Origin of the sequence: Hydrogenophaga sp. A37, assembly GCF_002001205.1 — a bacterium.
Taxonomy (GTDB): Bacteria; Pseudomonadota; Gammaproteobacteria; order Burkholderiales; family Burkholderiaceae_C; genus Hydrogenophaga.
Genome location: NZ_MUNZ01000066.1, coordinates 1 through 21,889 on the forward strand (window position 1 = coordinate 1; position 21,889 = coordinate 21,889).

Genomic DNA, 21,889 nt, shown 5'->3' on the forward strand with positions numbered 1-21,889 from the left:
CGGGGGTCGATTGGGCGTGGGCGCCGGTGGCGACGAGCACCAGGGCGAGCGCCAGGGAGGGGTGGTGGATGTTGATCATGGCGCATGGTAACGCCCGCGGTGAGGGGGATTCCGCCTGAAATGTGCAGGGGGGTAACCACCGTTACCATGCCGTGATGGTCCTTTCCCCCACCCTTTTCCGCCCCATCCGTGCGGCGGCCGGCCTGGCGCTGCTGCTCGCTCTGGCGGCCTGTGCGGTTCCGACACGGTCGTCGGTGGAACCCGACGCGGTCACCGACTGCCGGCGCTGGCTGGAGCGGCTGGACGATCAGGTGGACGCCCAGGCGGTGCGCGACGGTGGGGCCGCCTCGGTGCCAAGTTTTCGCTTCCTGCGCGTGGACCGGTTGCTGTCGTCGTTCCACGAAGCGTCCTCGCGCAGCGAGGCGCAGTGGCAGGCCTGGGGTGCGCGGCTGCTGACACTGGACGCCCAGGCCCGCGCCGTGGAAATCGACCACCTGTCGCCGCCAACAATGGCCTTGTTGGCGGTGCCCGACCAGGCTGCGGCGAAGACCCGCGTGCGCGACTGCGGCGAGCGCTTGTGGGCCGCGACCTCGGCCGATGCCACGCAACGCGAGCGGCTTCGCAAAGCTGCTCAGGTGCCTGACGACTACAGCGTGCTGATGCGTACTCTGGGCGTGTATCCCTTGAGCCGGCTGCCATTTTTCGGCGGCGTCGAGCGCGAGCAGCGTCACTGGCAGGCACGTTGGGCGGCGCTCGCGGCACGGTCCGGCCCTGCGCCGGGCTGGATGCGTTACCAGAGCACGGCCTCGCCGCTGAGCGCGGCCGAGGCCGGCGCACTGGCGCGCGCCGTGCCGCGCGATGCCCTCGGCATTCCCCAGCCCGACGAGACCACGGCACAGCGCCTGCTGCAGGCCTTTGCCCCGGCGCTGGAGATCGACACCCGCGGGGCCTTCGATCGCCCCGGCATGCTGCGTTGGGCACAGGGGCCGGCGCCCGAGGTGAACACCGGCGAACCGGTGGTCTACCAGCGCATCGCCCATACCCGCCACGGCGACCAGACGCTGATGCAACTGGTCTACAGCGTCTGGTTCACCGAGCGGCCGGCCAGGTCGGGGATGGACCTGCTGGCCGGTCGGGTCGACGCCGTGGTGTTGCGCCTCACGCTGTCGGGCGACGGCCGGGTGCTGATGCTCGACAGCATCCACGGCTGCGGCTGCTACCACCTGTTCGTGCCCACGCCGGCCATGGCCTTGAAGCCGGCGCCCGAGCCGCGTGTGGAATGGGCCTTCGTGCCCGCGACCCTGCCCGCGATGCCGGCCGGGCAGCGCCTGCGCGTGCGCCTCTCGTCGGGCGACCACGAGGTGGTTGGGGTGGGGCCAGATCCGGGCGGTGCAGACGCCGTGGACTATGCGCTTGTCGACGAAGACGGCTTGCGCAGCCTGCCCACGCCCGACGGTGGGCGGCGCAGCGCCTTCTGGTCCAACGGCATCATGCCCGGCACCGAGCGCGGTGAGAGAGCGCTGTTCTGGCCCATGGGCATCGAGAGTCCCGGCGCGATGCGGCAATGGGGCCGTCACCCGACCGCCTTTGTGGGTCGGCGTCACTTCGACGACGCGCGCCTTCTGGAGCAACGGTTTGAGTTGAAAGGCCAGCCCGCGATGCCCTGAGGCTTTTCGTCTTGTTACAGGATGCGCGCGCTGCAGGTGTTACACAGGCGCTCCCGGGGCGCGGTCCCGTTTCAAGTGTTGTCCCATGGTGTCTGATGTGTCTTTTCTGTTGCAGTCCATGGCCTGGCCCCTGGTGCTGCTGGTGGCCTGGTTTCTCGGTGAGCGTCTGCACGAGGCCGCGCGCATCCCGCGCGTGAGCAGCTATGTGGCGGTGGGCCTGCTGGCCAGCCTGATCAACCTGCCGGGTCTGACGGACGCGGTGCCCGGCCTGCCGTTTCTCGCGAACGTGGCGCTCTCGCTCATCCTCTTCGAGCTGGGCTACCGCATCCACCTGCGCTGGTTCCGCCACAACCCCTGGGTGCTCGCGCTCGGCCTGGTGGAGTCGGTGGTCACCTTTTGCGCGGTCTACCTGGTCTCGGGGTTTTTCGCGTTGTCCACCGACACCCGGCTCATTGTCGCGTCGCTGGCGGTGTCGGCCTCGCCCGCCGGCATCCTGCGCGTGGCCAACGAGCTGCGCAGCGCGGGCCAGGTGACCGAGCGCGTGTTGCATCTTTGCGCCATCAACTGCCTGGTCGCGGTGCTGGCGCTCAAGCTGGTGGTGGGCTACTGGTACCTCTCCACTTCGGGCGATTTGGTGATGGCCGCGTTTGGCAGCGTGCACGTCTTGGTGACCTCGGTCGCGGTCGGGGGGCTGCTCGGCATGGCCATGCCGGCGCTGCTGCGCGCGCAGCGCATCCAGGAGCGCGACGTGACCCTGGTGTTCGCGCTCGCCGTGGTCCTGCTCACCACCATGGCCTACGGGTTCAAGCTCTCGCCCCTGCTGGCCGCGCTCACCTTCGGCATCGTGGCGCGCGAGCGCCGCGTGCACCTGACCAACGCGCAACGCGGCTTCGGCACGGCGGGCGATTTGCTCACGCTGTTCCTGTTCGTCTACATCGCCGCACTGCTGGACTGGAGCGATGTGGGCGGCGGCGTGTTGCTGGGGCTGGCACTCATCGTCGTGCGCACGGCGTCCAAGGTGTTGTGCAACGTGGCGGCGGCGCGGCTCTCGGGCAGCACCGAGCGCAAGGGTCTGCTCACCGGGCTGGCGCTCACGCCCATGTCGGCCTTCGCCATCCTGCTGCTGGAGCAGAGCCGCCTCTACGGCTTCGAGCCCGCGCAACAGGTGCTCACCGCGCTGGCTTTCATGATGCTGGTGCAGGAACTGTTCGGGCCGCTGGTGACCCAACGCGCCCTCAACGCCGCGGCCGAAACGCACGTCACACAGGAATAAACGATGCCGCTCGAAACCTTCAAAGCCTCGAAATCACTCACCCTCGGGGTGGAGCTGGAACTGCAGCTCGTCAACACCTACGACATGGACCTCTCCAGCAGCGCCAATGACCTGCTGGAGCTGCTGCGGCGCAAGCCCTTCCCCGGCGTGGTCACGCCCGAGATGACGCAGAGCATGATCGAGATCGCGACCGACGTGCAGACCGAACACGGTCCCTTGCTGAGCCAGTTGCGCGAGATCCGCGACACCTTGGTGCACGCGGGCGACCGCCTCAACATCGCCATCGCGGGCGGCGGCACCCACCCGTTCCAGCGCTGGTTCGAACAGCGCATTTTTTCCAAGCCGCGCTTCCAGGAGCTCTCGGGCCTGTACGGCTACCTCGCCAAGCAGTTCACCGTGTTCGGCCAGCACGTGCACGTGGGCTGCAGTTCACCCGACGAGGCGCTGTTCCTGCTGCACTCGCTCAACCGCTACGTGCCGCACTTCATCGCGCTCTCGGCCTCTTCGCCGTTTTCGCAGGGCGTGGACACGCTGTTCGACTCGGCGCGGCTCAACTCGGTGTTCGCCTTCCCCTTGAGCGGGCGTGCGCCCTTCACGCTGAGTTGGGACGAGTTTGCCAACGTGTACTTCACCAAGATGGAGAGCACGGGCGTGGTCAAGTCCATGAAAGATTTTTACTGGGACATCCGGCCCAAGCCCGAGTACGGCACCATCGAATTGCGGGTTTGCGACACGCCACTGACGGTGGAGCGCGCCGCCGGGCTGGCCTGTTACCTGCAAAGTTTGTGCCGCCATCTGTTACAGCGCGAGGAGCCCGCGCCCGAAGAAGACGATTACCTCGTTTACACCTACAACCGGTTCCAGGCCTGCCGTTTCGGCCTGGACGGCATGATGGTCAACCCCAAGACGCGCGAGCAGATCAGCATCCGCGAAGACATCCTGGCCACCCTGCGCGTGCTCGGTCCGCACGCCGACGCCCTCAACGCCCAGGCCGCACTCGATGAAATCGAACGTACTGCTGCGCGGGATGGCAACCACGCCAGCTTCCTTCGAAAGTGTTACGGAGCGAGCGGCAGCGTGCAGGGGGTGGTGGCGGCAGCAGTGGATGCTTTGCGAGCCTGAGGGCCGCATCCGATGGACGCCAGGGGAGGGGGAAACAGGCGGAAACTAGGCGGTGTTTCCCGGCTTTCTCAGGCCTTGTCAGGCAACTTCCTACACGCTGAATGGTTGTGCACCGACTTAACGTATTGAAACAGGATGAATACAGTTTGACACATCGACAAACAACTTGTTTTCACCCCTTTTTTCTCCAGGACACCGCCATGAACACGATCCACAGCCGCCTCAATCCCTTCGTTCTCATGCTCGATCCGGAAGCCGTGATCAGCGCCATGGAAGGCAGCATGAACCTGCGTGGTCTGCGCCACCGCATCTGCCGCCCGCTGGACAAGCCCCTGATCCCCAAGACCCACAACGCGGACCGCGTGCTGCTGAGCCAGTTCGACGCCGTGATCGACGAAGAAGAATTCATGGACAGCGGCATCGAGAGCTGGGTGGACGCGCAGCCTGCATTGCACTCTGTTCATTGAACACCCCCGCCGCAGGATCGACGCCCACCCCCGTCGCTTGCCCACTTCGTGTGGCCGCTCCGCCCCTCAAGGGGCAACGCTGGCAGCCCGGCAAAGCCGGTTCTGCGGCGTTCTGGGTTTCAGGCACGTGCTCCGGATGATCCGTTATTTTGAGAAGCGCTTGCGTGTGAGCGCCAAGGCAAACCAGAACGCAGTGACCGCATAGACCGCCAGCACCGCCAGGTGCAACCAGGGCCGCTCGGGCCACTGGTCCATGAACAGGGGGCGAACGAGTGCCACCGCGTTGGTGAGTGGCAACCAGTCCGAGATCACGCGCACCACCGCCGGCAGCTGTTCGCGAGGGAAGAACACCCCGGAGAGGAACATCATCGGGGTCAGGAAGAGCGTGAAGTAGTAGGTGAAGAAGTCGTAGCCTTGCGCCAGCGCGTTGAACACCAGCGCGATGCACGAGAAGGTGATGCCGGCGAACAAGAGAACCGGCAGGGCCAGCAGCAGCTTGGGGCTGTGGCTGATGCCCAGGGCGAGCATCACGCCCATGATGGCCACCACGGTGAACAGCGCCTTGAAGGCGGCCCACAACATTTCCGCCAGCACCACGTCGTCCAGCCGCACGGGCGCGTTCAGGATGCCGTCCCAGGTTTTTTGCACGTGCATGCGCGAGAACGCCGAGTACAGCGCCTCGAAGCTGGCCGCGTTCATCGCGCTCATGCAGATGCTGCCGCTGGCGAGGAACAGGATGTAGGGCACAGCGGTGCTGCCTTCGGGCGTCGCGACGTTCACCTGCCCCACGAGCGTGCCCATGCCGTAGCCGAACGCCACCAGCCACATCAGCGGCTCGGCGATATTGCCCACCAGGCTGGGCACGGCGAGCTTTTTCCAGACCAGGAAGTTGCGCTGGAACACCGGCCACCAGCGCATGGACAGGCGCGGTAGAGCCCAGTGGGAGGGGGTCATCGTGTTCATCCTTCTTCCCGGATCTGGCGTCCGGTGAGCTTCAAAAACAGGTCTTCGAGGTTGGCCGGCCGGTGCAGGGTGCGCAGTTCGTGGTGTGCGCCCAACGCTGCCAGCAGTGGCTGGGCCTGGGCTGTGTAGAAAAACACGGTCTCGCCACTCACCTCCACGCGCGCGGCCATCGCCCGCAAGCCGGCGTGTTCGTCTGCCTGGGCCAGCGCGGTCGCGCCGTTGCCATAGACCTCGACCACATCGGGCTCCAGATGCTGGGCGATCAATTCGCGCGGGCGGCCCTCGGCGATCTTGCGGCCGTGATCCAGCACCAGCAGCCGCGAACACAGGCGCTCGGCCTCGTCCATGAAATGCGTGGTGAGCAGGATGCTCTTGCCTTGCTGCAGCAGCATCTGCAGGCGCTCCCACATCAGGTGGCGGGCCTGCGGGTCCAGGCCGGTGGTGGGTTCGTCGAGCAGCAAGAGCTGCGGATCGTTGACCAGCGCGCGTGCCAGCGACAGCCGCCGCTTCATGCCACCGGAGAGTTCGCCCGGCTTGGCGTCGGCCTTGTGGGTCAGCGCGGCGAATTCCAGCAACTGCGGAATGCGCGCCCGGATGTCGCTGTCTTTCATGCCGAAGTAGCGGCCGTAGACCAGCAGGTTTTCGGCGCAGCTGAAGTCGGGGTCCAGCGTGTCCATCTGGCTCACCACACCCAGCCGCGCCTTGATCGCGAGCGCGTCGCGCGGCATGTCGAGGCCGAAGGCGTTCACGCTGCCGTGGTCAGGCGCGGTCAGGCCCAGGCACATGCGGATGGTGGTGGTCTTGCCCGCGCCGTTGGGTCCGATCACGCCCAGGCACTCGCCCGGAACGATGTCAAACGACAGGTCGTTGACGACGGTTTGTCCGCCGAAACGCTTGATCAGATGCTGGCATTCAAAGAGCGGTGTGGGCATGGCGGGCATTGTGCCCGCGCCCCGGCGCCCCCGTGCGCAGAGGGCATGCGCCCTACAATGTGCGCCACCCGACCGGCCGGTCTTTTTGCCGCCTTGCGCGCGCTCCGTAGTGTCTGTTCCTCCCGCTGTTGCCCTGCAATACCTGCTGCCCAAGCGCGCCATCAACGTGTTCGCGGGCTGGTGTGCCCACTCGCGTGCCACCTGGTGGGTCCACAACGTCATCCCGTGGTTCATCCGCCGTTATGGCGTGAACATGGCCGATGCGGCCAACCCCGATCCCAAGGGGTACGCGACCTTCAACGAGTTCTTCACCCGGCCGCTGCGGGCGGGGGTTCGGCCCCTGGCGGCCAGCGGTTTTGTGTGCCCGGTGGACGGCGCCATCAGCCAGTTCGGCGCCATCAAAAAAGACCAGATCTTCCAGGCCAAGGGCCACCGCTACAGCACGCGCGCCCTGGTGGGCGGCGATGCCAGGTTGGCGGCGCAGTTCCAGGACGGTGACTTCGCCACCATCTACCTCAGCCCCAAGGACTACCACCGCATCCACATGCCCGCCACCGCCCGGTTGCGCCGCATGATCTACGTGCCCGGCGAGTTGTTTTCGGTGAACCCGACCACGGCGCGCGGCGTGCCCGGCCTGTTCGCGCGCAACGAGCGTGTGGTCTGCGTGTTCGACGTGCCGCACGGCGACCAGGGCGAAACCCGTCCCTTCGTGCAGGTGCTGGTCGGCGCCACCATCGTCGGCAGCATGGCCACCGTGTGGCACGGCGTGGTGAACCCGCCGCGCACAAAGGACGTGCGCGAGTGGACCTACGACGACGAGCCCTGCCTGCTGGGACGCGGCGAAGAAATGGGCTGCTTCCTGCTCGGCTCCACCGTGGTGCTGCTCTGGCCCAAAGACACGATTGACTTCAACCCAAAGTGGACCCCCGAGCGCGATGTGCTGATGGGCGAGCCCATGGGTCGGATGATTCCCTGAACCCCTCATTCCAAGGATTTCCATGACCACGCTCGGCACCCCGCTGTCTCCTTCCGCCACCCGCGTGATGCTGCTCGGCTCCGGCGAGCTGGGCAAAGAGGTGCTGATCGCGCTGCAGCGCCTGGGCGTGGAGACCATTGCGGTGGACCGCTACGACCACGCGCCGGGCCAGCAGGTGGCGCACCACGCCCGCACCATCACCATGAGCGACCCGGCGCAGCTGAAGGCGTTGATCGAGGCCGAGCGCCCGCACCTGGTGGTGCCCGAAATTGAAGCCATTGCCACGCCCGTGTTGCAGGAACTGGAGGCCGCCGGCGTGGTGCGCGTGATTCCCACGGCACGCGCCGCGCGCCTGACCATGGACCGCGAGGGCATCCGCCGCCTGGCTGCCGAAACGCTGGGTCTGCCGACCAGTCCCTACAAGTTCTGCGATTCGCTTGAAGAGCTGCAGGCCGCCATCGACGGAGGTATCGGCTACCCCTGCATCGTCAAGCCGGTGATGAGCTCCAGCGGCAAGGGTCAGAGCAAGATCGACGGCCCGGCCGATGTGAAGACCGCGTGGGACTACGCGATGTCGGGTGGCCGCGTGGGCCCCGGCCGCATCATCGTCGAAGGCTTCATCGATTTCGACTACGAGATCACGCAGCTCACCGTGCGAGCGCGCGGCGCCGACGGCCAGATTCAAACCCACTTCTGCGACCCCATCGGCCATGTGCAGGTGAGCGGCGACTACGTGGAAAGCTGGCAGCCGCACCCGATGACGGCCACCGCGCTGGCCGAGTCGCGCCGCATCGCCAAGGCCGTGACGGACGATCTCGGCATGGGCCACGACGGCCAGCCCTCGGGCTTGGGCCTGTTCGGTGTGGAACTGTTCGTCAAGGGGGATCAGGTCTGGTTCAGCGAGGTGAGCCCGCGCCCCCACGACACCGGCATGGTGACCATGATCACGCAGTGGCAGAACGAGTTTGAGTTGCACGCTCGCGCCATCCTCGGCCTGCCGGTGGACACCACGCTCAAGAGCCCGGGCGCCAGCGCCGTGATCTACGGCGGCGTGGAAGCCCAGGGCATCCTGTTCGACGGCGTGGATGACGCCCTGCGCGTGCCCAACAGCGAGATCCGCCTGTTCGGCAAACCCGAGAGCTTCGTGAAGCGCCGCATGGGCGTGGCACTGGTGCACGACACGGACGTGGAAGTGGCCCGCACGCAGGCCAAGCTGGCGGCCTCGAAGGTCAGGCCCCGCAAGGCCTGAGCTCACTCATGCCGCAAGGCGTCGATGGGGTTGAGCCGCGCCGCGCGCCGCGCCGGGAAGTAACCGAACAGCACACCGATGGCGGCTGAAAACACGAAGCTCAGCAGGTTCACGCCGACGTTGAACTGGTAGGGCACGTTCATCAGCGCCGAGAGACCGAGCGAGGCCCCGGTGGCCAGCACGATGCCGATGAGCCCGCCGAGCGCGGCCAGCACCACGGCCTCGATCAGGAACTGCAGCAGCACCTCGCGCTCCAGCGCGCCGATGGCCAGGCGCAGGCCGATCTCGCGGGTGCGCTCGGTCACGCTCACCAGCATGATGTTCATGATGCCGATGCCGCCCACCAGCAGGCTCACCGCGGCCACCGCGCCCAGCAGCATGGTCATGATCTTGGTGGTGCCCGAGAGCGTTTCTGCCAGTTGTTTGGTGTCGAGCACGTTGAAGTTGTCTTCGTCGGTTTCGGACAGCTTGCGCCGCTCGCGCAGCAACTGGGTGATGGTCGCGGTGACGCGGTTGGCGTCGGCGCCGTCGCTCATGGACACCAGCAGGGTGTTCACCCGTGTGTGGCCGACGATGCGGCGTTGCAGGGTCTTGATCGGCATCAGCACCATGTCGTCCTGGTCGTTGCCGAAAGCACCCTGGCCCTTGGAGGCCAGCGTGCCGATGACCTCACAGCTCATCGCCTTGACGCGCAGTTGCGCGCCCACCGCGCTGGTGCTGCCGAAGAGCTCGCGCTGCACCGTCTGGCCGATCAGGCAGACCGCGCCGCCCGCGCGCAATTCGTCGTTGCTGAATTCGCGGCCATCGGCCAGCTTCCAGTTGCCGGTGGTGAGCCAATCGTTGGTGCTGCCGATCACGCTGCTGCTCCAGTTGCGGCCGTTGGCCACCAGCACGGAGCCGGTGCGCGCTTCGGGCGCCACGGCCGCAATGCCGCCGATCTGCGCGGCGATGGCTTCACCGTCGCTCTCCTTGAAGGCGGGCGCGCCGCCGCCGCCGCCGCCCGGCCCCATGCGCTGGCCGGGGCGCACCTGCAGCAGGTTGGTGCCCAGGCCCGAAATCTGGTTCTGCACCGCGGCCGTGGCGCCATTGCCTACCGTGACCATGGTGATCACCGCGCTCACGCCGATGACGATGCCGAGGATGGTGAGAAAGGAGCGCAGCAGGTTGCGGCGGATCGAGCGCAGCGCGAGCAGCAGGGTGTTAAGCCACATGGCCCGCCTCCTGGTGACCGGTGTCGCTCAAGGTGGCGTGCGGCGCCTGCAGCGCCACCGGGTGCGGGTTGCGCTCATCGTTCTCGACCACACCGTCCACGAAGCGCACGATGCGTTTCGCATACGCGGCCATGTCGTGCTCGTGCGTGACCATGAGCACGGTGATGCCTTGTTCGGCGTTCAGGCGCCAGAGCAGTTCCATGATCTCCTGGCTGCGGTGCGTGTCGAGGTTGCCGGTGGGTTCGTCGGCCAGCAGCACCTGCGGCTCGGTGACGATGGCGCGCGCGATGGCCACGCGCTGCTGCTGCCCGCCCGAGAGCTCACCCGGCGTGTGGTGTTCCCAGCCCTTGAGGCCCACTTTTTCGAGCGCGCGCTGCGCCAGGCTGTGCCGCGACGCGGCGGGCTCGCCGCGGTAGATCAGGGGCAGCTCCACGTTCTCCTGCGCGGAGGTGCGCGCCAGCAGGTGGAAGCCCTGGAACACGAAACCGAAATAGCGCCGCCGCAAGCGCGCACGCTCGTCGCGAGAGAGCGCTTCCACGTGCACACCCCGAAACAGGTAGTCGCCGGTGGTGGGCACATCGAGACAGCCCAGCGTGTTCATCGCCGTGGACTTGCCCGAGCCGCTGGGCCCCATGATGGCCACGAAGTCGCCCTGCTGGATGTCCAGGTCCACGCCCTTCAGGGCCTGGAAGGCGGTGTTGCCTTCGCCGTAGGTCTTGGTGATGCCGCGCAGGCGTATCAGGGGCTGCTCGTCGCTCATGGTGCGCTGGCAGAGCTGCGCTGCTCGGTGATCACGGCCATGCCCTCGGAGAGGCCTTCGCCGCTGACTTCGGTGTTGCGGCCGTCGCTGATGCCGATCTTGACGGGCTTTGCCACCGGTTGCCCGTCCTGCAGCACCCAGATCTGGCGCGGGCCACCGCCACGGCGGTCGGTGCCGGCGGTCTTGGTGCCCGAGCGCGGCGGGCGCGGCATCAGTTTGGACAAGATGCTGGTGTTGGCGGCTGCAGCGCCATTGCCGCTGGCCGGCGAAAAGCGCAGTGCGGTGTTGGGCACCAGCAGCACGCCCTGGGCCTGTCTGGCGACGATGGTGGCCGCCGCCGTCATGCCGGGGCGCAGGCTCAGGTCGCCGTTGTCCACGTTGAGCGTGGTGGTGTAGGTGACGACGTTGTCGGTCTTGGTGGAGCCGAAGGCGACACGGTTGATGACGGCCGGGTAACGGCGCGCCGGGAAGGCGCTCACGGTGAAGGTGGCTTTCTGGTCCACCTTCACCGCGCCCACGTCGGCTTCGTCCACCGCCACATCGAGCTTGAGCTGGGTCAGATCTTCGGCCACGGAGAACAGCGTCACGGCCTGCAGCGAGGCGGCCACGGCGTTGCCCGGGTCCACCGAGCGGCTGAGCACGACGCCATTGATGGGCGAGCGGATCGAGGCCTTGGACAGGTTGGTTTCAGTGGTGGCGAGGGCCGCACGCGCTTCGGTCACCGAGGCACGGGCGGCGGCTTCGCTGGCCACGGCGCGTTCCAGTGCGGCCTTGGCCGTGTCCAGCTCGGTGGCCGAGGGCACCTTGCCGCCAGAGAGCCGCGACACCTCTTCATACCGAGCCAGCGTGGCGCGGGCCTCTTTCACGGTGGCGCCGGCCTGCGCCAGCTGCGCCTGCGCCGAGGCCAGACCGGCGCGCGATTGCGTCACCTGGTCCATCAGTTTGGCCGTGTCCAGCTCCACCAACACCTGTCCGGCCTTGATGCGGTCGTTCACGTCGACATGCACGCGTTTGACCGTGCCTGAGAGCTCACTGCCGATGTTGACCGAGCGCGTGGGTTGCAGCGTGCCGTTGGCCGCCACGGTGAACGTGAGGTCGCCTTTTTTGAGAGGCTCGGTGACATACACCGGCGCGGCCTTGGTCTGTTGCTGCGCCTGCCACCAGGTCCAGCCGCCCGCCAGCAGCACGACGGTGGCCACGCCGATCCACAGCGTGGGGCGCTGCCACCAGCGCGGTGGGTGGTCGCTGCCCAGCAGGTTTTGCAGGTCGGCGGGGGTGGCGTCTTTGGGCTTGCTCATGGTGTTTTCTGGATGCGTTGTTCGGGGCGTATCAACGGCTGGCGCTGGCCTCAGGCGTCCAGCCGCCGCCGAGCGCCTTGTACAGGCGCACGTGGTCGGCGCTCAGCGTGGCCTGTGTGCTGGCCACGCTGTCTTGCGCCGACAGCAGGGTGCGCTGGGTGTCGAGCACGGTGCGGAAATCGATCAGGCCGCTTTCGTAGCGCTGGCGGGCCAGCAGTTCGGCGTTGGCGGCGGCGCTGGCGGCGGCCTGCAGGCGGGCCAGGCGCTCGGTGTCGCCTTGCAGCGCGACCAAGGCGTCTTCCACGTCTTGCAAGGCGGTGAGCACGGCGCCCTGGTAGCTCAGGCGCGCCTGCTCCAGCGCGGCCTCTTGCGAGCGCACCTGGGCCCGGGCCGCACCACCGTCAAACAGCGGCGCCGACACGCTGGCCAGCAGCGAGCGGACCACCGAAGCGCCGTTGGTCAGGGTGCCCAGCGTGAGGGCGGAGAGGCCGAGCGAACCGCCCAGGCGGAAGCTCGGGTAACGCGCCGCCTCGGCCGCGTCCACACGGGCCAGCGCGGCGCTGATGCGGTGCTCGGCGGTGCGCACGTCGGGGCGCTGGCGCAGCGTCTCGGCGGGGAAAGCGAGCGCCAGGCCGGGCGGCGTTTGCGGCACGGCAGCGGGCGTGCCCAGCGTGGCCTGCAATGCGCCCGGGGCCTGGCCGGTCAGTACCGCCAGCGCGTTGAGCGACTGCGCCACGCTGGTCTGCAGCGTGGGCACCTGCGCGCGCGTCTGCTCGGTGGAGGCGACGGCCTGCTCCACGTCCAGCGACGACACCAGGCCCGCCTGGTTGCGCCAGCGGGTGAGTTGCAGGGTTTCGGACTGGAGCGAGAGGTTGCTGTTGGCGATGGCGAGGCGGGCCTGCAGCCCGCGCAGTTCGATGTAGCTGGCGGCCACCTCGGCGGCCAGCGACACCTGCACATCGGCCAAGCTGGTTTCGGCGGCGAGCGCATCGGCCTCGCTGGCGTTCACCGAAGCGCGGTTGCCACCGAACACGTCGGGTTCCCAACTGGCGTCAAAGCCGGCCTGGAAGCGGTTGCTGCCGGCGGCACTGCCGGTCTGGCTGCGCTGCGCCGAGCCGGAGGCGCTGAGCGACGGGCCCGCGTTGGCCGATTGCACGTCGCGCTGCGCACGGGCCTGCAGCAGCGCGGCCTGCGCGCCCTTCACGCTGGTGTTGGCCTGCAAAGCCTGGGTGACCAGTGCGGTGAGGGCGGGATCGTTGAAGCGTTGCCACCACTGGGCGAGCGCCGTGGCCGATGAGCCCGCCGTGGCCGCCGGGCCGGTGGACCAGGTGGCGGGCACGGGCGTGGCCGGCAGATCGCCGCTGTGGGAGGACAGGCTGGCGCAAGCCGTGAGCAGGACCACGCTGGCCGAGGCCAGAAGCGTGGCGGACCGGCGCAAGGGGGAGGGTGGGAGCTGGTTCATGGTGTTCATTCAGCGTACTGGGTACGCCGTGGTGCCATTGTGCGCAAACACCCCCCACCGACCGTGGCGCTGCGGTGAAGTTCCGGTAAAGATCCTTGTCACCCGCCGGTCTGGCCCGGCCGCCCCGGCCGTTTCAGGTCATGACGCTTTCAACGGCGGCACGAAGCCCTCAACCATGAGGCCGTAGCCGCCCATGCTGGGGAAGCGGCGCGGGTTGCCCAGCACCTGCATGCGCGTCACGCCCAGCTCGCGCAGGATCTGCGCGCCCACGCCGTAGGTGCGCAGATCGGCGTCGTGGGCCACTTCTTTTTTCGGACGCGCGGCGCGGGGCTGGCTGGCGGCCTGGGCCAGATCGTCCGCGTCCTCCGCGGCGTTGAGCAGCAGGGCCACGCCTTTGCCCTCTTGGTGGATCGCGGCCAGCGCCTGCGGCAGCGGCCACGAGTGTGGGCTCTGGTCGGTTTCCAGCCAGTCGATCATCGACACCGGCTCGTGCACGCGCACAGTGACCAGATCGTCGGCGGTCCATTCGCCGTGGGTCAGCGCGAGGTGCGTGCCGCCCACCTTGTCGCGGTAGGTCAGCAGCTCGAAGCGGCCATACGGCGTGTTGACCGGGCGCTGGCCGGCGAGCGTGACCAGGCGCTCGGTCTGGCTGCGGTAGCGGATCATGTCGGCGATCGAGCCGAGCTTGATGCCGTGCAACTGGGCGAACTCGATCAGGTCGGGCAGGCGCGCCATGGTGCCGTCGTCCTTCATGATTTCGCAGATCACCGACGCCGGTTGCAGGCCGGCCATCTGCGCCAGATCACAGCCCGCTTCGGTGTGGCCGGCGCGCATCAGCACGCCACCCACCGCCGCGCGCAGCGGGAACACGTGGCCAGGCTGCACCAGCGAGGCCGCCGTCGAGTCGGCCGCCACGGCCACCTGCACGGTGCGTGCGCGGTCAGCGGCAGAGATGCCGGTGTCCACCCCTTCGGCGGCTTCAATCGACACGGTGAAGGCGGTGGCGTGCTTGGTGCCGTTGCGCGTCACCATGGGAGGCAGCCGCAGAAAGTCACAGCGCTCGGCGGTCAGCGTCAGGCAGATCAGGCCCCGGCAGAAGCGGGCCATGAAGTTGATGGCTTCGGGTGTGATCTTGTCAGCGGCAATGATCACGTCGCCTTCGTTTTCGCGGCTTTCGTCGTCCACCAGGACGACCATGCGGCCTGCCGCAATGTCGGCGACCAGTTCGGGGACGGATGCAAACGTGAAATCAGACATGGTGTGTTCTCGGGATGGACGGCGACGGTGCACCGTGTGGCACGGTGGTCGGGGTCATGTGAGGTTGGAGCGGTCGCGGTGAAGATGAAAGGGGCAGGGTTCCGACAAAGGAAGGCTGCTCTCAGCGCGCGCGACGGCACGCCCCACCCTGGTGTGCACACAGAGGTCGAGGCGAAAACACGTTGCTCTTTCATCCGGACTGTGACCGTCGGCCATGGCATCTCACCATGTCTGCTGACCCTGAAGGCGTGGCCCTCAAGCGCTCGCGGGCTCCTGTGATCGGGTCACAGATACCGCCGGTGGGGAGTTTCACCCCGCCCTGAGAACGTCTTGCAAAATTCAGAGCCGCATTGTAGGCGCCGCACCCCGCGGCGCCTGTCGCTCACTGGAAAGCCACCTCGGCGAAGCTGCGCAGCTTGCGGCTGTGCAGCTGAGCTGAACCGCCCTCGCGCAGCAGCTCCACGGCGCGGATGCCGATGCGCAGGTGTTGATCGACGCGCTCGCGGTAGAAGTGGTTGGCCATGCCCGGCAGCTTGATTTCGCCGTGCAGCGGCTTGTCGCTCACGCAGAGCAGGGTGCCGTAGGGCACGCGGAAACGGAAGCCGTTGGCGGCGATGGTGGCGCTTTCCATGTCGAGCGCGACCGCGCGCGATTGCGAGAAGCGGCGCTGCGGCTTGTTGTCGGGCAGCAGTTCCCAGTTGCGGTTGTCGGTGCTGGCCACGGTGCCGGTGCGCATGATGCGTTTCACCTCCTGAGGCGCGACGCCGGTCACGTCGGCCACGGCCTGTTCCAGCGCCAGCTGCACCTCGGCCAGCGCCGGAATGGGCACCCACAGCGGCAGCTCTTCGTCGAGCACGTGGTCTTCGCGCACGTAGGCGTGGGCGAGCACGTAGTCGCCGAGCTGCTGGGTGCTGCGCAGGCCGGCGCAGTGGCCGATCATGAGCCAGGCGTGCGGGCGCAGCACGGCGATGTGGTCGGTGATGGTCTTGGCGTTGGCCGGGCCCACACCGATGTTCACCATGGTGATGCCGGTGCGGTCGGCGCGCATGAGGTGGTAGCCCGGCATCTGCGGCAGGCGCGGCGGCGGGTGGCCGAGTTCGTCGCCCGGCAGGTGCGGCAGGCCGGCGCGGCGCGTGACCACGTTGCCGGGCTCGACGAAGGCGATGTATTCGCTGTCGGGGCGCGCCATCTCGGCGTGGCCGAGCTTGATGAATTCGTCGATGTAGAACTGGTAGTTGGTGAACAGCACGAAGTTCTGGAACCACTCGGGCGCGGTGCCGGTGTAGTGGCGCAGGCGCTGCAGCGAGTAGTCGACCCGGGGCGCGGTGAACAGGGCCAGCGGCTGCGCCTCGCCCGCGCGCGGCTCGTGCGTGCCGTTGGCGATGCCGTCATCCATGGCGGCGAGGTCGGGCAGATCGAACACGTCGCGCATGAGGGCGCGGCGCTCGGCGCTCAGGCTGCCTTCGACGTGGTCGTGTTCGGCGAACGAGAAGTGGATCGGGATCGGGTGCGCGCTGGTGCCCACTTCGAGCTCACCGCCGTGGTTGACCAGCAGCAGGCTGAACTGCTGCAGCAGGTAGTCGCCATACAGGTCGGGCCGGGTGAGGGTGGTTTCAAACCGGCCCGGGCCTGCCACAAAGCCGTAGCTCAGGCGGCCGGTGCCCTGGTGCGAGGTGCTGTGGGTGTGCAGCCGCACGAAGGGGTAGCAGGCGCGCACGCGGGCGGTGTCGAAATCGGCGCCGGCCACGAAGTCGCGCATGGCGGTGCGCAGGAACTCGATGTTCTGCTGGTAGATGCGCTGCACCTGGGCCAGCGCGGCGGCCGGGTTGCGGTAGAAAACGGGGGCGGTGAAGGCGGGCGTTTTGTGCATGGCGCTATTGTGGCGCCGCGCCATGACATTCACCCTCTCAGTTCAGCCAGGTCTTGAGCCGGCGCAGCGGGGCGGTCAGGCGCCAACTGGTGCTGGCGTGAACGGCGGCCAAGGTGGACACCATCGTCGCCTCAGTGTCACAGTGCCTTCGCGCCAGGTCTGTGCAGGCTTGTTCCCCCGCCGCGAGGCGCTCGGTCAGGTGGGCGATGTCCTGTCGGGCCTTTTCCAGGGCTTCATTCTGCGTGTGTGCTGCCTGGCGTTCGGCGGCGATGTCCGTTCGTTCCTTGTCCAGTTCACGGCGCGCCAACTGCAAGTCGGTGCGTGCCTGCTGCAGCTGGGTCGGCATTGGCATCGCGGCACTCAATGGGTGGCGCATGCCCGCATAGGGGGTTCGTCCGGTGGCGTGCGGCCATGAATGGAACCAGGAGGTGTGGTTGTCCAGCTCCCATCGGTCTGCGTTCAGCCCCGTCTGACGCAGCGCCGTGTTGATCGAAAGCTGATCGCGCCGGGAATACCGAAGCACGTGGGCCATCCAGAGGTCCATGGTCTGCAGCACGGCCTGATTGCGGTGATCTCGCAGAAGAATGGCCGCCCACAGGGGCCGCTCTTCGAGTGCCGCGTCGCCAGAGGCGAGGTAGTGGTTCAGCTGCTCGAAGACCCGGTTCTGGTCGTCCATGCCAAGCCTCGCGACTTCAATGAATTCGTCGTGAACGCTGTTCCGGAAGCTGTGGAGTGGAAGGCCGAAACCACTGCGCCATGCCGTCTTCTCGATGAATGCCTCGGGCGGCTGACGCAGGATGACGGAGTTGTCGATGTAGAGCGATTGCTCGAATTCAGAAAGGGCGTCGACACGGTGGGGGCAGATCTTGAGCAGCCGCTGGCTGCGTATCGGGTCCATGGCGAAGGCGGTGGGCACCTGGACGATCTGCCAACTCTGGCTCGTCAGCCGCGGGTTGTCGGTCAGGCAGATGAATGGCAGACCCGACGAGGCCGCCACCGGCTGCTCGTTCAAGGTCTCGTAGTCACCAACCAACACGGTGTAGACGCAAGTGTTTCGCATGGTGTGGATGGAGTCGGTTGCTTCGATGGGAGGATGAGTGGCCCTGCCTTGATTGTGCCGATGTAACCGCCTGTAATGGGATTCTCCGGAGCACAATGCACGCGCCCCAGCGACACCTCTTCACCGTCCTTCCCATGTTCAATCATTTGATGCTTCGCGGCCGCTGGGCGCTTTGGGGCGCTTCGGTCACCGTGCTGGCTTCGCTGGTGGCTTGCGGGGGCGCCGGGAGCAACCGTGCCAGCGACCGGTCGGCGACCACCGAGCCAGTGGTTGAGGTGTCCACGGACAGCGAGAGGGTCGCCAAGGCGCTGGCCGAGGGCGCGCGGCTCAATGCACAAGAGCTCGCCGCCGCCCAGAACACCAAGGCCTTCACGGCCCGGGCCAAGGCCTATGCCGCGGTGCCGGTGTACCGCTTCTACAACCGCAGCACCAGCGCGCACTTCTACACCGTGAGCGCGAGCGAGCGCGACGTGGTTCTGGCCACGCTGCCGAACATGGTCTACGACGGCCCGGCGTTCGAGGCCAGCGTGCAACCCGCCGCCGGCCTGAGCCCCGTGCACCGGTTCTACAACCGCCAGACCGGGGTGCACTTCTACACCATCAGCGAGACGGAGCGGACCCACGTGCAGGCCACGCTGCCCCAGTTCACCTACGAAGGCGTGGCCTATCACGCCAGCCAGGTGGCAGGCCCGGGGCTGCGTCCGCTGAGCCGCTTCTACTTGGCGGGAAGGGGGTTCCATTTCTACACTGTCACCCCGACCGAGGTGGCCTACCTGCCGCAGTACGCCCATGAGGGCACGGGCTACCACGTGTTCGGCAGCGAGCCGGCCACCATCCGCAGTTATGGCAACTTCACGCGGGCCGCGCTCGGTCCTGGGGCGCCGCTGTACGGTGCGCTGGCCTTTCCGGCCGACCACCCATGGAACCAGGATGTGTCGGCCCTGCCGGTGGACCCGAACTCGGGCGCGCTGATCGCGAGCATCGGGCTGGACACCGGACTGCACCCGGACTTCGGGTCCGGCTTCTGGCAAGGGGCGCCCATCGGCATTCCGTACGTGGTCGTGTCGGGGGCGCAGGCGAAGGTGCCAATGGTCTGGACCGCCTACGGGGACGAGAGTGATCCAGGGCCGTACCCGGTGCCACCGGACGCGCCCGTCGAAGGCGGCAGGGCCAGCACGGGCGACCGACATGTGATCGTGATCGACCGGGACAACCAGCGGCTCTACGAAATCGGACGGGCTTTCCCGCAGACAGGTGGCTCATGGTTCGCGGATGTCGGTGCGCTGTTCCACCTGGACAGCAACCTGGTCAGGCCCGGTGGGCAGCCGCGCTGGACCAGCGCCGACGCCGCCGGTCTGCCCATTTTCCCAGGGCTGGCCCGGTACGAAGAAGCCGCGCTTGGGCCGGGCGGCATTGCGCACGCGCTGCGCTTCACGGTGCAGCGCAGCCGCCGCGCGTACGTGCCGCCAGCCACGCACTGGGCGTCGTCCAGCACCGACGCCAACCTGCCGCCCATGGGCATGCGCGTGCGGCTCAAGGCCAGCTATGTGATCCCGACCACCTTCAGCACCGAAACCCGCGCGCTGCTGACGGCGATGAAGACGCACGGGATGTTCATGGCCGACAACGGCAGCAACTGGTACGTGAGCGGCGCACCCGACCCGCGCTGGAACAACGACACGCTGAACCGGGAACTGGGCCAGGTGCGTGGCAGCCACTTCGAGGTGGTCCGCATGGACGGGTTGGTTCTGCCGCCCTGAGGCACAGCACGGAATGGCGCGGACAGACCCGCGCGGCGGCGGAGTGTAGGGGCAAACGATCCACCGCAGGGCCGCCCCAAGGTGGATCAGCCCCCTCGGGGGGCAACGACCCGCGCAGCGGCGGAGTGTGGGGGCAATATTCCTAGCTCTTCACAGGTTCGCGCAGGGTCACGAACTCTTCGGCCGCGGTCGGGTGGATGCCGATGGTGCTGTCGAACACGGCCTTGGTCGCGCCGGCTTTCATGGCCACGGCAAAGCCCTGCACGATCTCGCCCGCTTCCGATCCCACCATGTGCAGGCCCACCACGCGGTCGCTCGCGGTGTCCACGATCAGCTTCATGAGGGTGCGCTCGCTGCTGCCCGAGAGCGTGTGCTTGAGCGCCTTGAACTCGCTGCGGAAGACGGTGACCTCGCCGAACTTCTCGCGCGCCTGCGCTTCGCTGAAGCCCACGGTACCGATGTTGGGGTGGGTGAAGACGGCGGTGGGGATGAAGTCGTAACTCATCTCGCGCACGGGCTTGCCGGCGGCGGAGCCGAAGAGCTGGTCCACCACCACCATGGCCTCGCCCAGCGCCACCGGCGTGAGCTGCACGCGGTTGGTCACGTCGCCCACGGCGTAGATGCTGGGCACGTTGGTCTGGTACGTGTCGCTCACGATCACCTCGCCCTGCGCACCCTGGGCCACACCCACCGTGTCGAGCCCCAGACCGGTCACGTTGGGCTTGCGCCCAGTGGCGTAGAGCACGGCGTCGGCCAGCACCACACTGCCGCCCTCCAGCTCCACGCGCAGGCCTTCGTCGGTTTGGCGGATGTCCACCACGTCGGCGTTCAGCCGCAGGTCCACGCCCGACTTGGTCATCTCGGCCGCGACGAAGTGGCGCACCTCGTCGTCGAAGCCGCGCAGCACCTGTTCGCCACGGTAGAGCTGCGTGACCTTCGAGCCCAGGCCGTTGAAGATGGACGCGAATTCGCAGGCGATGTAGCCGCCACCCACCACCAGCAGGCGCTGGGGGAAGGGCTCCAGATCGAAGATCTCGTTGGATGTGATGACGTGTTCGCGGCCCACGAAGTGCGGCACGTGCGGTGTGCCGCCGGTGGCGATCAGGATGTGTTTCGCCGTGAAGTTCTGGTGGCCGGGGCTGCCGTCGGTGTTGATCGTGGCAAGTCCCACGCTGTGCTCAGCCTGGATGCGCGCGAAGCCGTCGAGCACCGTCACGCCCGAGCCGCGCAGCAGGTTGCCGTAGACGCCGTTCAGGCGGCTGATTTCGGTGGCCCGGTTGGCCTTGAGCGTGGCCCAGTTCAGGCGTGGTGCGCTGGCCAGCTCCCAGCCGAATCCGGCCGATTCGTGGAAGGCGTCGGCGTAGTGCGCGGCGTAGCTGTAGAGCTTCTTGGGAATGCATCCCACGTTGACGCAGGTGCCCCCCAGGCCGTCGGCTCCCAGGGTTTCGGCCAGCGCCACGCGCGCGCCGCGCTGTGCGGCCATGCGGGCCGCGCGCACGCCGCCGCTGCCGCCGCCGATCACGAACAGGTCAAAGTCAAAAGTTGGAGAGGTCATGTGGGTGTGTTCCCGGGCGCGAAGCCCTTGAGTTCCTTGCGGATGAAATCGATGAAGGCCCGCGTGCGCACAGGCAGCAGGCGGGCGTGGGGATAGACGACATGGATCGGGCGGGGCGTGTCTTCAAAGCCTTCCAGCACGGTTTGCAATGCGCCGGTTTTCAGCAGCGGCGCCACCTGGTACCAGAGGAACTGGCCGAAACCCGCGCCCGCAGCGCAGGCTTGCACGGCGGGCGCGATGTGGTTGAACTCGAGGTTGCCGCTGACGCTGAGTTTGAGCGTTTTGCTCCCGTCGCGAAAGGCTCCCCAGGTGGGCGTGTGGTCGCTGACCCGCACACAGTTGACCGCCAGCAAGTCGTTCGGATGCACCGGCCGGCCATGCTCGCGCAGACATGCCGGGCTGGCCACCACCACGCGCCGCATCTCGCCCAGCGGCAGCGCCACCAGGCTGGAGTCTTGCAGGTGGCCGATGCGGATGCCCACATCGATGCCTTCCTCCAGCAGGTTCACCACACGGTCCAGCAGCGTCACACGGCAGCGCATCTGGCGATTCTGCTGCGCAAAGCGCGTCACGATGGGTGCCACGTGCATCTGGCCGAACAGCACCGGCGCGGTGATGGTGAGCAGCCCGGTGGGTTCGGCGGCGTCGTTTTTCAGATCGGCCTCGGCGTCGTTCACCGCAGCCAGCAACTGGCGGCAGCTCTCCAGGTGGCGACGGCCCTCTTCGGTGAGCGAGATGCGGCGCGTGGTGCGGTTGAACAGGCGCACGCCCAGGTCGGCCTCATAGGCCGCGAGCAGGCGCACCACCGAGGGCAAGGACGTGCCCATCGCCCAGGCCGCCGCGGTGAGGCTGCCGGCGTCGGCGATCTGCACAAAGGTGTCCATGGCGCGGAGCTTGTCCATGCGGCATTAAACCGATTTTCGGAGCAGTGATGTGTGGGAAAGGGTATTTGTGAAACTGGGCGCAGCAAACAAGATGGCGGCCTCATCACCCAGGAACCGCCATGA

18 protein-coding genes and 1 riboswitch are annotated in these 21,889 nt (G+C 67.5%); of the genes, 7 read left to right on the forward strand and 11 right to left on the reverse strand.

Annotation, left to right across the window (positions count from 1 at the left end; genetic code table 11):
• The first annotated feature begins 155 nt into the window (after nucleotides 1–155).
• The 4 genes from B0E41_RS04285 (at nucleotide 156) to B0E41_RS04300 (ending at nucleotide 4,529) form a co-directional block, all read left to right on the forward strand.
• On the forward strand, nucleotides 156–1,667 hold the full coding sequence (locus tag B0E41_RS04285) for a hypothetical protein (RefSeq protein ID WP_077329205.1): 1,512 nt from the start codon (nucleotides 156–158) through the stop codon (nucleotides 1,665–1,667).
• 118 nt (nucleotides 1,668–1,785) lie between these two features.
• Nucleotides 1,786–2,940 (forward strand): cation:proton antiporter, encoded by a 1,155-nt coding sequence (locus tag B0E41_RS04290; RefSeq protein WP_171984661.1) that lies wholly within the window; start codon nucleotides 1,786–1,788, stop codon nucleotides 2,938–2,940.
• Between the two features lie 3 nt (nucleotides 2,941–2,943).
• Complete coding sequence (locus B0E41_RS04295) at nucleotides 2,944–4,062, forward strand: YbdK family carboxylate-amine ligase (protein WP_077329209.1); 1,119 nt, start codon at nucleotides 2,944–2,946, stop codon at nucleotides 4,060–4,062.
• Nucleotides 4,063–4,262: 200 nt separating this feature from the next.
• Nucleotides 4,263–4,529, forward strand: coding sequence for a hypothetical protein (locus B0E41_RS04300; protein ID WP_143433653.1), 267 nt, complete (start codon nucleotides 4,263–4,265; stop codon nucleotides 4,527–4,529).
• A gap of 144 nt (nucleotides 4,530–4,673) precedes the next feature.
• Here B0E41_RS04300 and B0E41_RS04305 read toward each other — a convergent pair whose 3' ends face one another.
• Together B0E41_RS04305 and B0E41_RS04310 are read right to left on the reverse strand one after the other, a co-directional pair.
• Nucleotides 4,674–5,492, reverse strand: coding sequence for an ABC transporter permease (locus tag B0E41_RS04305; RefSeq protein WP_077329211.1), 819 nt, complete (start codon nucleotides 5,490–5,492; stop codon nucleotides 4,674–4,676).
• Nucleotides 5,489–6,433: an ATP-binding cassette domain-containing protein gene (locus tag B0E41_RS04310; protein WP_077329213.1), complete on the reverse strand. Its 945-nt coding sequence runs from the start codon at nucleotides 6,431–6,433 to the stop codon at nucleotides 5,489–5,491. Before B0E41_RS04310 ends, B0E41_RS04305 begins: the two co-directional genes overlap by 4 nt.
• Nucleotides 6,434–6,533: 100 nt before the next feature.
• Here B0E41_RS04310 and asd point away from each other — a divergent pair, with 100 nt between their 5' ends.
• The gene (asd, locus tag B0E41_RS04315; protein WP_253194606.1) at nucleotides 6,534–7,400 is read left to right on the forward strand and encodes an archaetidylserine decarboxylase; all 867 of its coding nucleotides are present in this window, start codon (nucleotides 6,534–6,536) and stop codon (nucleotides 7,398–7,400) included.
• 22 nt (nucleotides 7,401–7,422) lie between these two features.
• Entirely contained in the window at nucleotides 7,423–8,649 is a 1,227-nt protein-coding gene (gene purT, locus B0E41_RS04320) for a formate-dependent phosphoribosylglycinamide formyltransferase (protein ID WP_077329215.1), read from the forward strand.
• Between the two features lie 2 nt (nucleotides 8,650–8,651).
• On the opposite strand, the gene B0E41_RS04325 is transcribed toward purT, so the two are convergent.
• From B0E41_RS04325 to B0E41_RS04355, 7 genes are all read right to left on the reverse strand, one after another.
• On the reverse strand, nucleotides 8,652–9,860 hold the full coding sequence (locus B0E41_RS04325) for an ABC transporter permease (protein WP_077329217.1): 1,209 nt from the start codon (nucleotides 9,858–9,860) through the stop codon (nucleotides 8,652–8,654).
• Nucleotides 9,850–10,620, reverse strand: a complete 771-nt coding sequence (locus tag B0E41_RS04330; protein ID WP_077329219.1) for an ABC transporter ATP-binding protein — start codon at nucleotides 10,618–10,620, stop codon at nucleotides 9,850–9,852. Before B0E41_RS04330 ends, B0E41_RS04325 begins: the two co-directional genes overlap by 11 nt.
• The gene (locus B0E41_RS04335; RefSeq protein WP_077329221.1) at nucleotides 10,617–11,918 is read right to left on the reverse strand and encodes an efflux RND transporter periplasmic adaptor subunit; all 1,302 of its coding nucleotides are present in this window, start codon (nucleotides 11,916–11,918) and stop codon (nucleotides 10,617–10,619) included. The genes B0E41_RS04330 and B0E41_RS04335 overlap by 4 nt, the downstream gene beginning before the upstream one ends.
• A 31-nt stretch (nucleotides 11,919–11,949) precedes the next feature.
• On the reverse strand, nucleotides 11,950–13,380 hold the full coding sequence (locus B0E41_RS04340; RefSeq protein ID WP_077329233.1) for an efflux transporter outer membrane subunit: 1,431 nt from the start codon (nucleotides 13,378–13,380) through the stop codon (nucleotides 11,950–11,952).
• Between the two features lie 138 nt (nucleotides 13,381–13,518).
• Entirely contained in the window at nucleotides 13,519–14,637 is a 1,119-nt protein-coding gene (gene ribBA, locus B0E41_RS04345; protein WP_077329223.1) for a bifunctional 3,4-dihydroxy-2-butanone-4-phosphate synthase/GTP cyclohydrolase II, read from the reverse strand.
• Between the two features lie 177 nt (nucleotides 14,638–14,814).
• Nucleotides 14,815–14,968, reverse strand: a riboswitch (FMN riboswitch).
• Between the two features lie 51 nt (nucleotides 14,969–15,019).
• On the reverse strand, nucleotides 15,020–16,507 hold the full coding sequence (locus tag B0E41_RS04350; protein ID WP_077329235.1) for an AMP nucleosidase: 1,488 nt from the start codon (nucleotides 16,505–16,507) through the stop codon (nucleotides 15,020–15,022).
• A 37-nt stretch (nucleotides 16,508–16,544) separates the two neighbouring features.
• On the reverse strand, nucleotides 16,545–17,567 hold the full coding sequence (locus B0E41_RS04355; RefSeq protein WP_077329226.1) for a glycosyltransferase domain-containing protein: 1,023 nt from the start codon (nucleotides 17,565–17,567) through the stop codon (nucleotides 16,545–16,547).
• A 134-nt stretch (nucleotides 17,568–17,701) separates the two neighbouring features.
• On the opposite strand from B0E41_RS04355, the gene B0E41_RS27465 reads away from it, so the two are divergent.
• Complete coding sequence (locus B0E41_RS27465) at nucleotides 17,702–19,327, forward strand: hypothetical protein (protein ID WP_253194608.1); 1,626 nt, start codon at nucleotides 17,702–17,704, stop codon at nucleotides 19,325–19,327.
• A gap of 142 nt (nucleotides 19,328–19,469) precedes the next feature.
• On the opposite strand, the gene gorA is transcribed toward B0E41_RS27465, so the two are convergent.
• Nucleotides 19,470–20,882, reverse strand: coding sequence for a glutathione-disulfide reductase (gene gorA / locus B0E41_RS04365; protein WP_077329228.1), 1,413 nt, complete (start codon nucleotides 20,880–20,882; stop codon nucleotides 19,470–19,472).
• Complete coding sequence (locus B0E41_RS04370; RefSeq protein WP_077329230.1) at nucleotides 20,879–21,784, reverse strand: LysR family transcriptional regulator; 906 nt, start codon at nucleotides 21,782–21,784, stop codon at nucleotides 20,879–20,881. Before B0E41_RS04370 ends, gorA begins: the two co-directional genes overlap by 4 nt.
• Nucleotides 21,785–21,889 lie beyond the last annotated feature (105 nt).

What these genes read in the sequence shown, in the direction of transcription:
- B0E41_RS04285 (WP_077329205.1), top strand. Translation starts at nt 156, where the DNA reads ATGGTCCTTTCCCCCACCCTTTTCCGCCCCATCCGTGCGGCGGCCGGC.
- B0E41_RS04290 (WP_171984661.1), top strand. Translation starts at nt 1,786, where the DNA reads ATGGCCTGGCCCCTGGTGCTGCTGGTGGCCTGGTTTCTCGGTGAGCGT.
- B0E41_RS04295 (WP_077329209.1), top strand. Translation starts at nt 2,944, where the DNA reads ATGCCGCTCGAAACCTTCAAAGCCTCGAAATCACTCACCCTCGGGGTG.
- B0E41_RS04300 (WP_143433653.1), top strand. Translation starts at nt 4,263, where the DNA reads ATGAACACGATCCACAGCCGCCTCAATCCCTTCGTTCTCATGCTCGAT.
- B0E41_RS04305 (WP_077329211.1), bottom strand. Translation starts at nt 5,492, where the DNA reads ATGAACACGATGACCCCCTCCCACTGGGCTCTACCGCGCCTGTCCATG.
- B0E41_RS04310 (WP_077329213.1), bottom strand. Translation starts at nt 6,433, where the DNA reads ATGCCCGCCATGCCCACACCGCTCTTTGAATGCCAGCATCTGATCAAG.
- purT (WP_077329215.1), top strand. Translation starts at nt 7,423, where the DNA reads ATGACCACGCTCGGCACCCCGCTGTCTCCTTCCGCCACCCGCGTGATG.
- B0E41_RS04325 (WP_077329217.1), bottom strand. Translation starts at nt 9,860, where the DNA reads ATGTGGCTTAACACCCTGCTGCTCGCGCTGCGCTCGATCCGCCGCAAC.
- B0E41_RS04330 (WP_077329219.1), bottom strand. Translation starts at nt 10,620, where the DNA reads ATGAGCGACGAGCAGCCCCTGATACGCCTGCGCGGCATCACCAAGACC.
- B0E41_RS04335 (WP_077329221.1), bottom strand. Translation starts at nt 11,918, where the DNA reads ATGAGCAAGCCCAAAGACGCCACCCCCGCCGACCTGCAAAACCTGCTG.
- B0E41_RS04340 (WP_077329233.1), bottom strand. Translation starts at nt 13,380, where the DNA reads ATGAACCAGCTCCCACCCTCCCCCTTGCGCCGGTCCGCCACGCTTCTG.
- ribBA (WP_077329223.1), bottom strand. Translation starts at nt 14,637, where the DNA reads ATGTCTGATTTCACGTTTGCATCCGTCCCCGAACTGGTCGCCGACATT.
- B0E41_RS04350 (WP_077329235.1), bottom strand. Translation starts at nt 16,507, where the DNA reads ATGCACAAAACGCCCGCCTTCACCGCCCCCGTTTTCTACCGCAACCCG.
- B0E41_RS04355 (WP_077329226.1), bottom strand. Translation starts at nt 17,567, where the DNA reads ATGCGAAACACTTGCGTCTACACCGTGTTGGTTGGTGACTACGAGACC.
- B0E41_RS27465 (WP_253194608.1), top strand. Translation starts at nt 17,702, where the DNA reads ATGTTCAATCATTTGATGCTTCGCGGCCGCTGGGCGCTTTGGGGCGCT.
- gorA (WP_077329228.1), bottom strand. Translation starts at nt 20,882, where the DNA reads ATGACCTCTCCAACTTTTGACTTTGACCTGTTCGTGATCGGCGGCGGC.
- B0E41_RS04370 (WP_077329230.1), bottom strand. Translation starts at nt 21,784, where the DNA reads ATGGACAAGCTCCGCGCCATGGACACCTTTGTGCAGATCGCCGACGCC.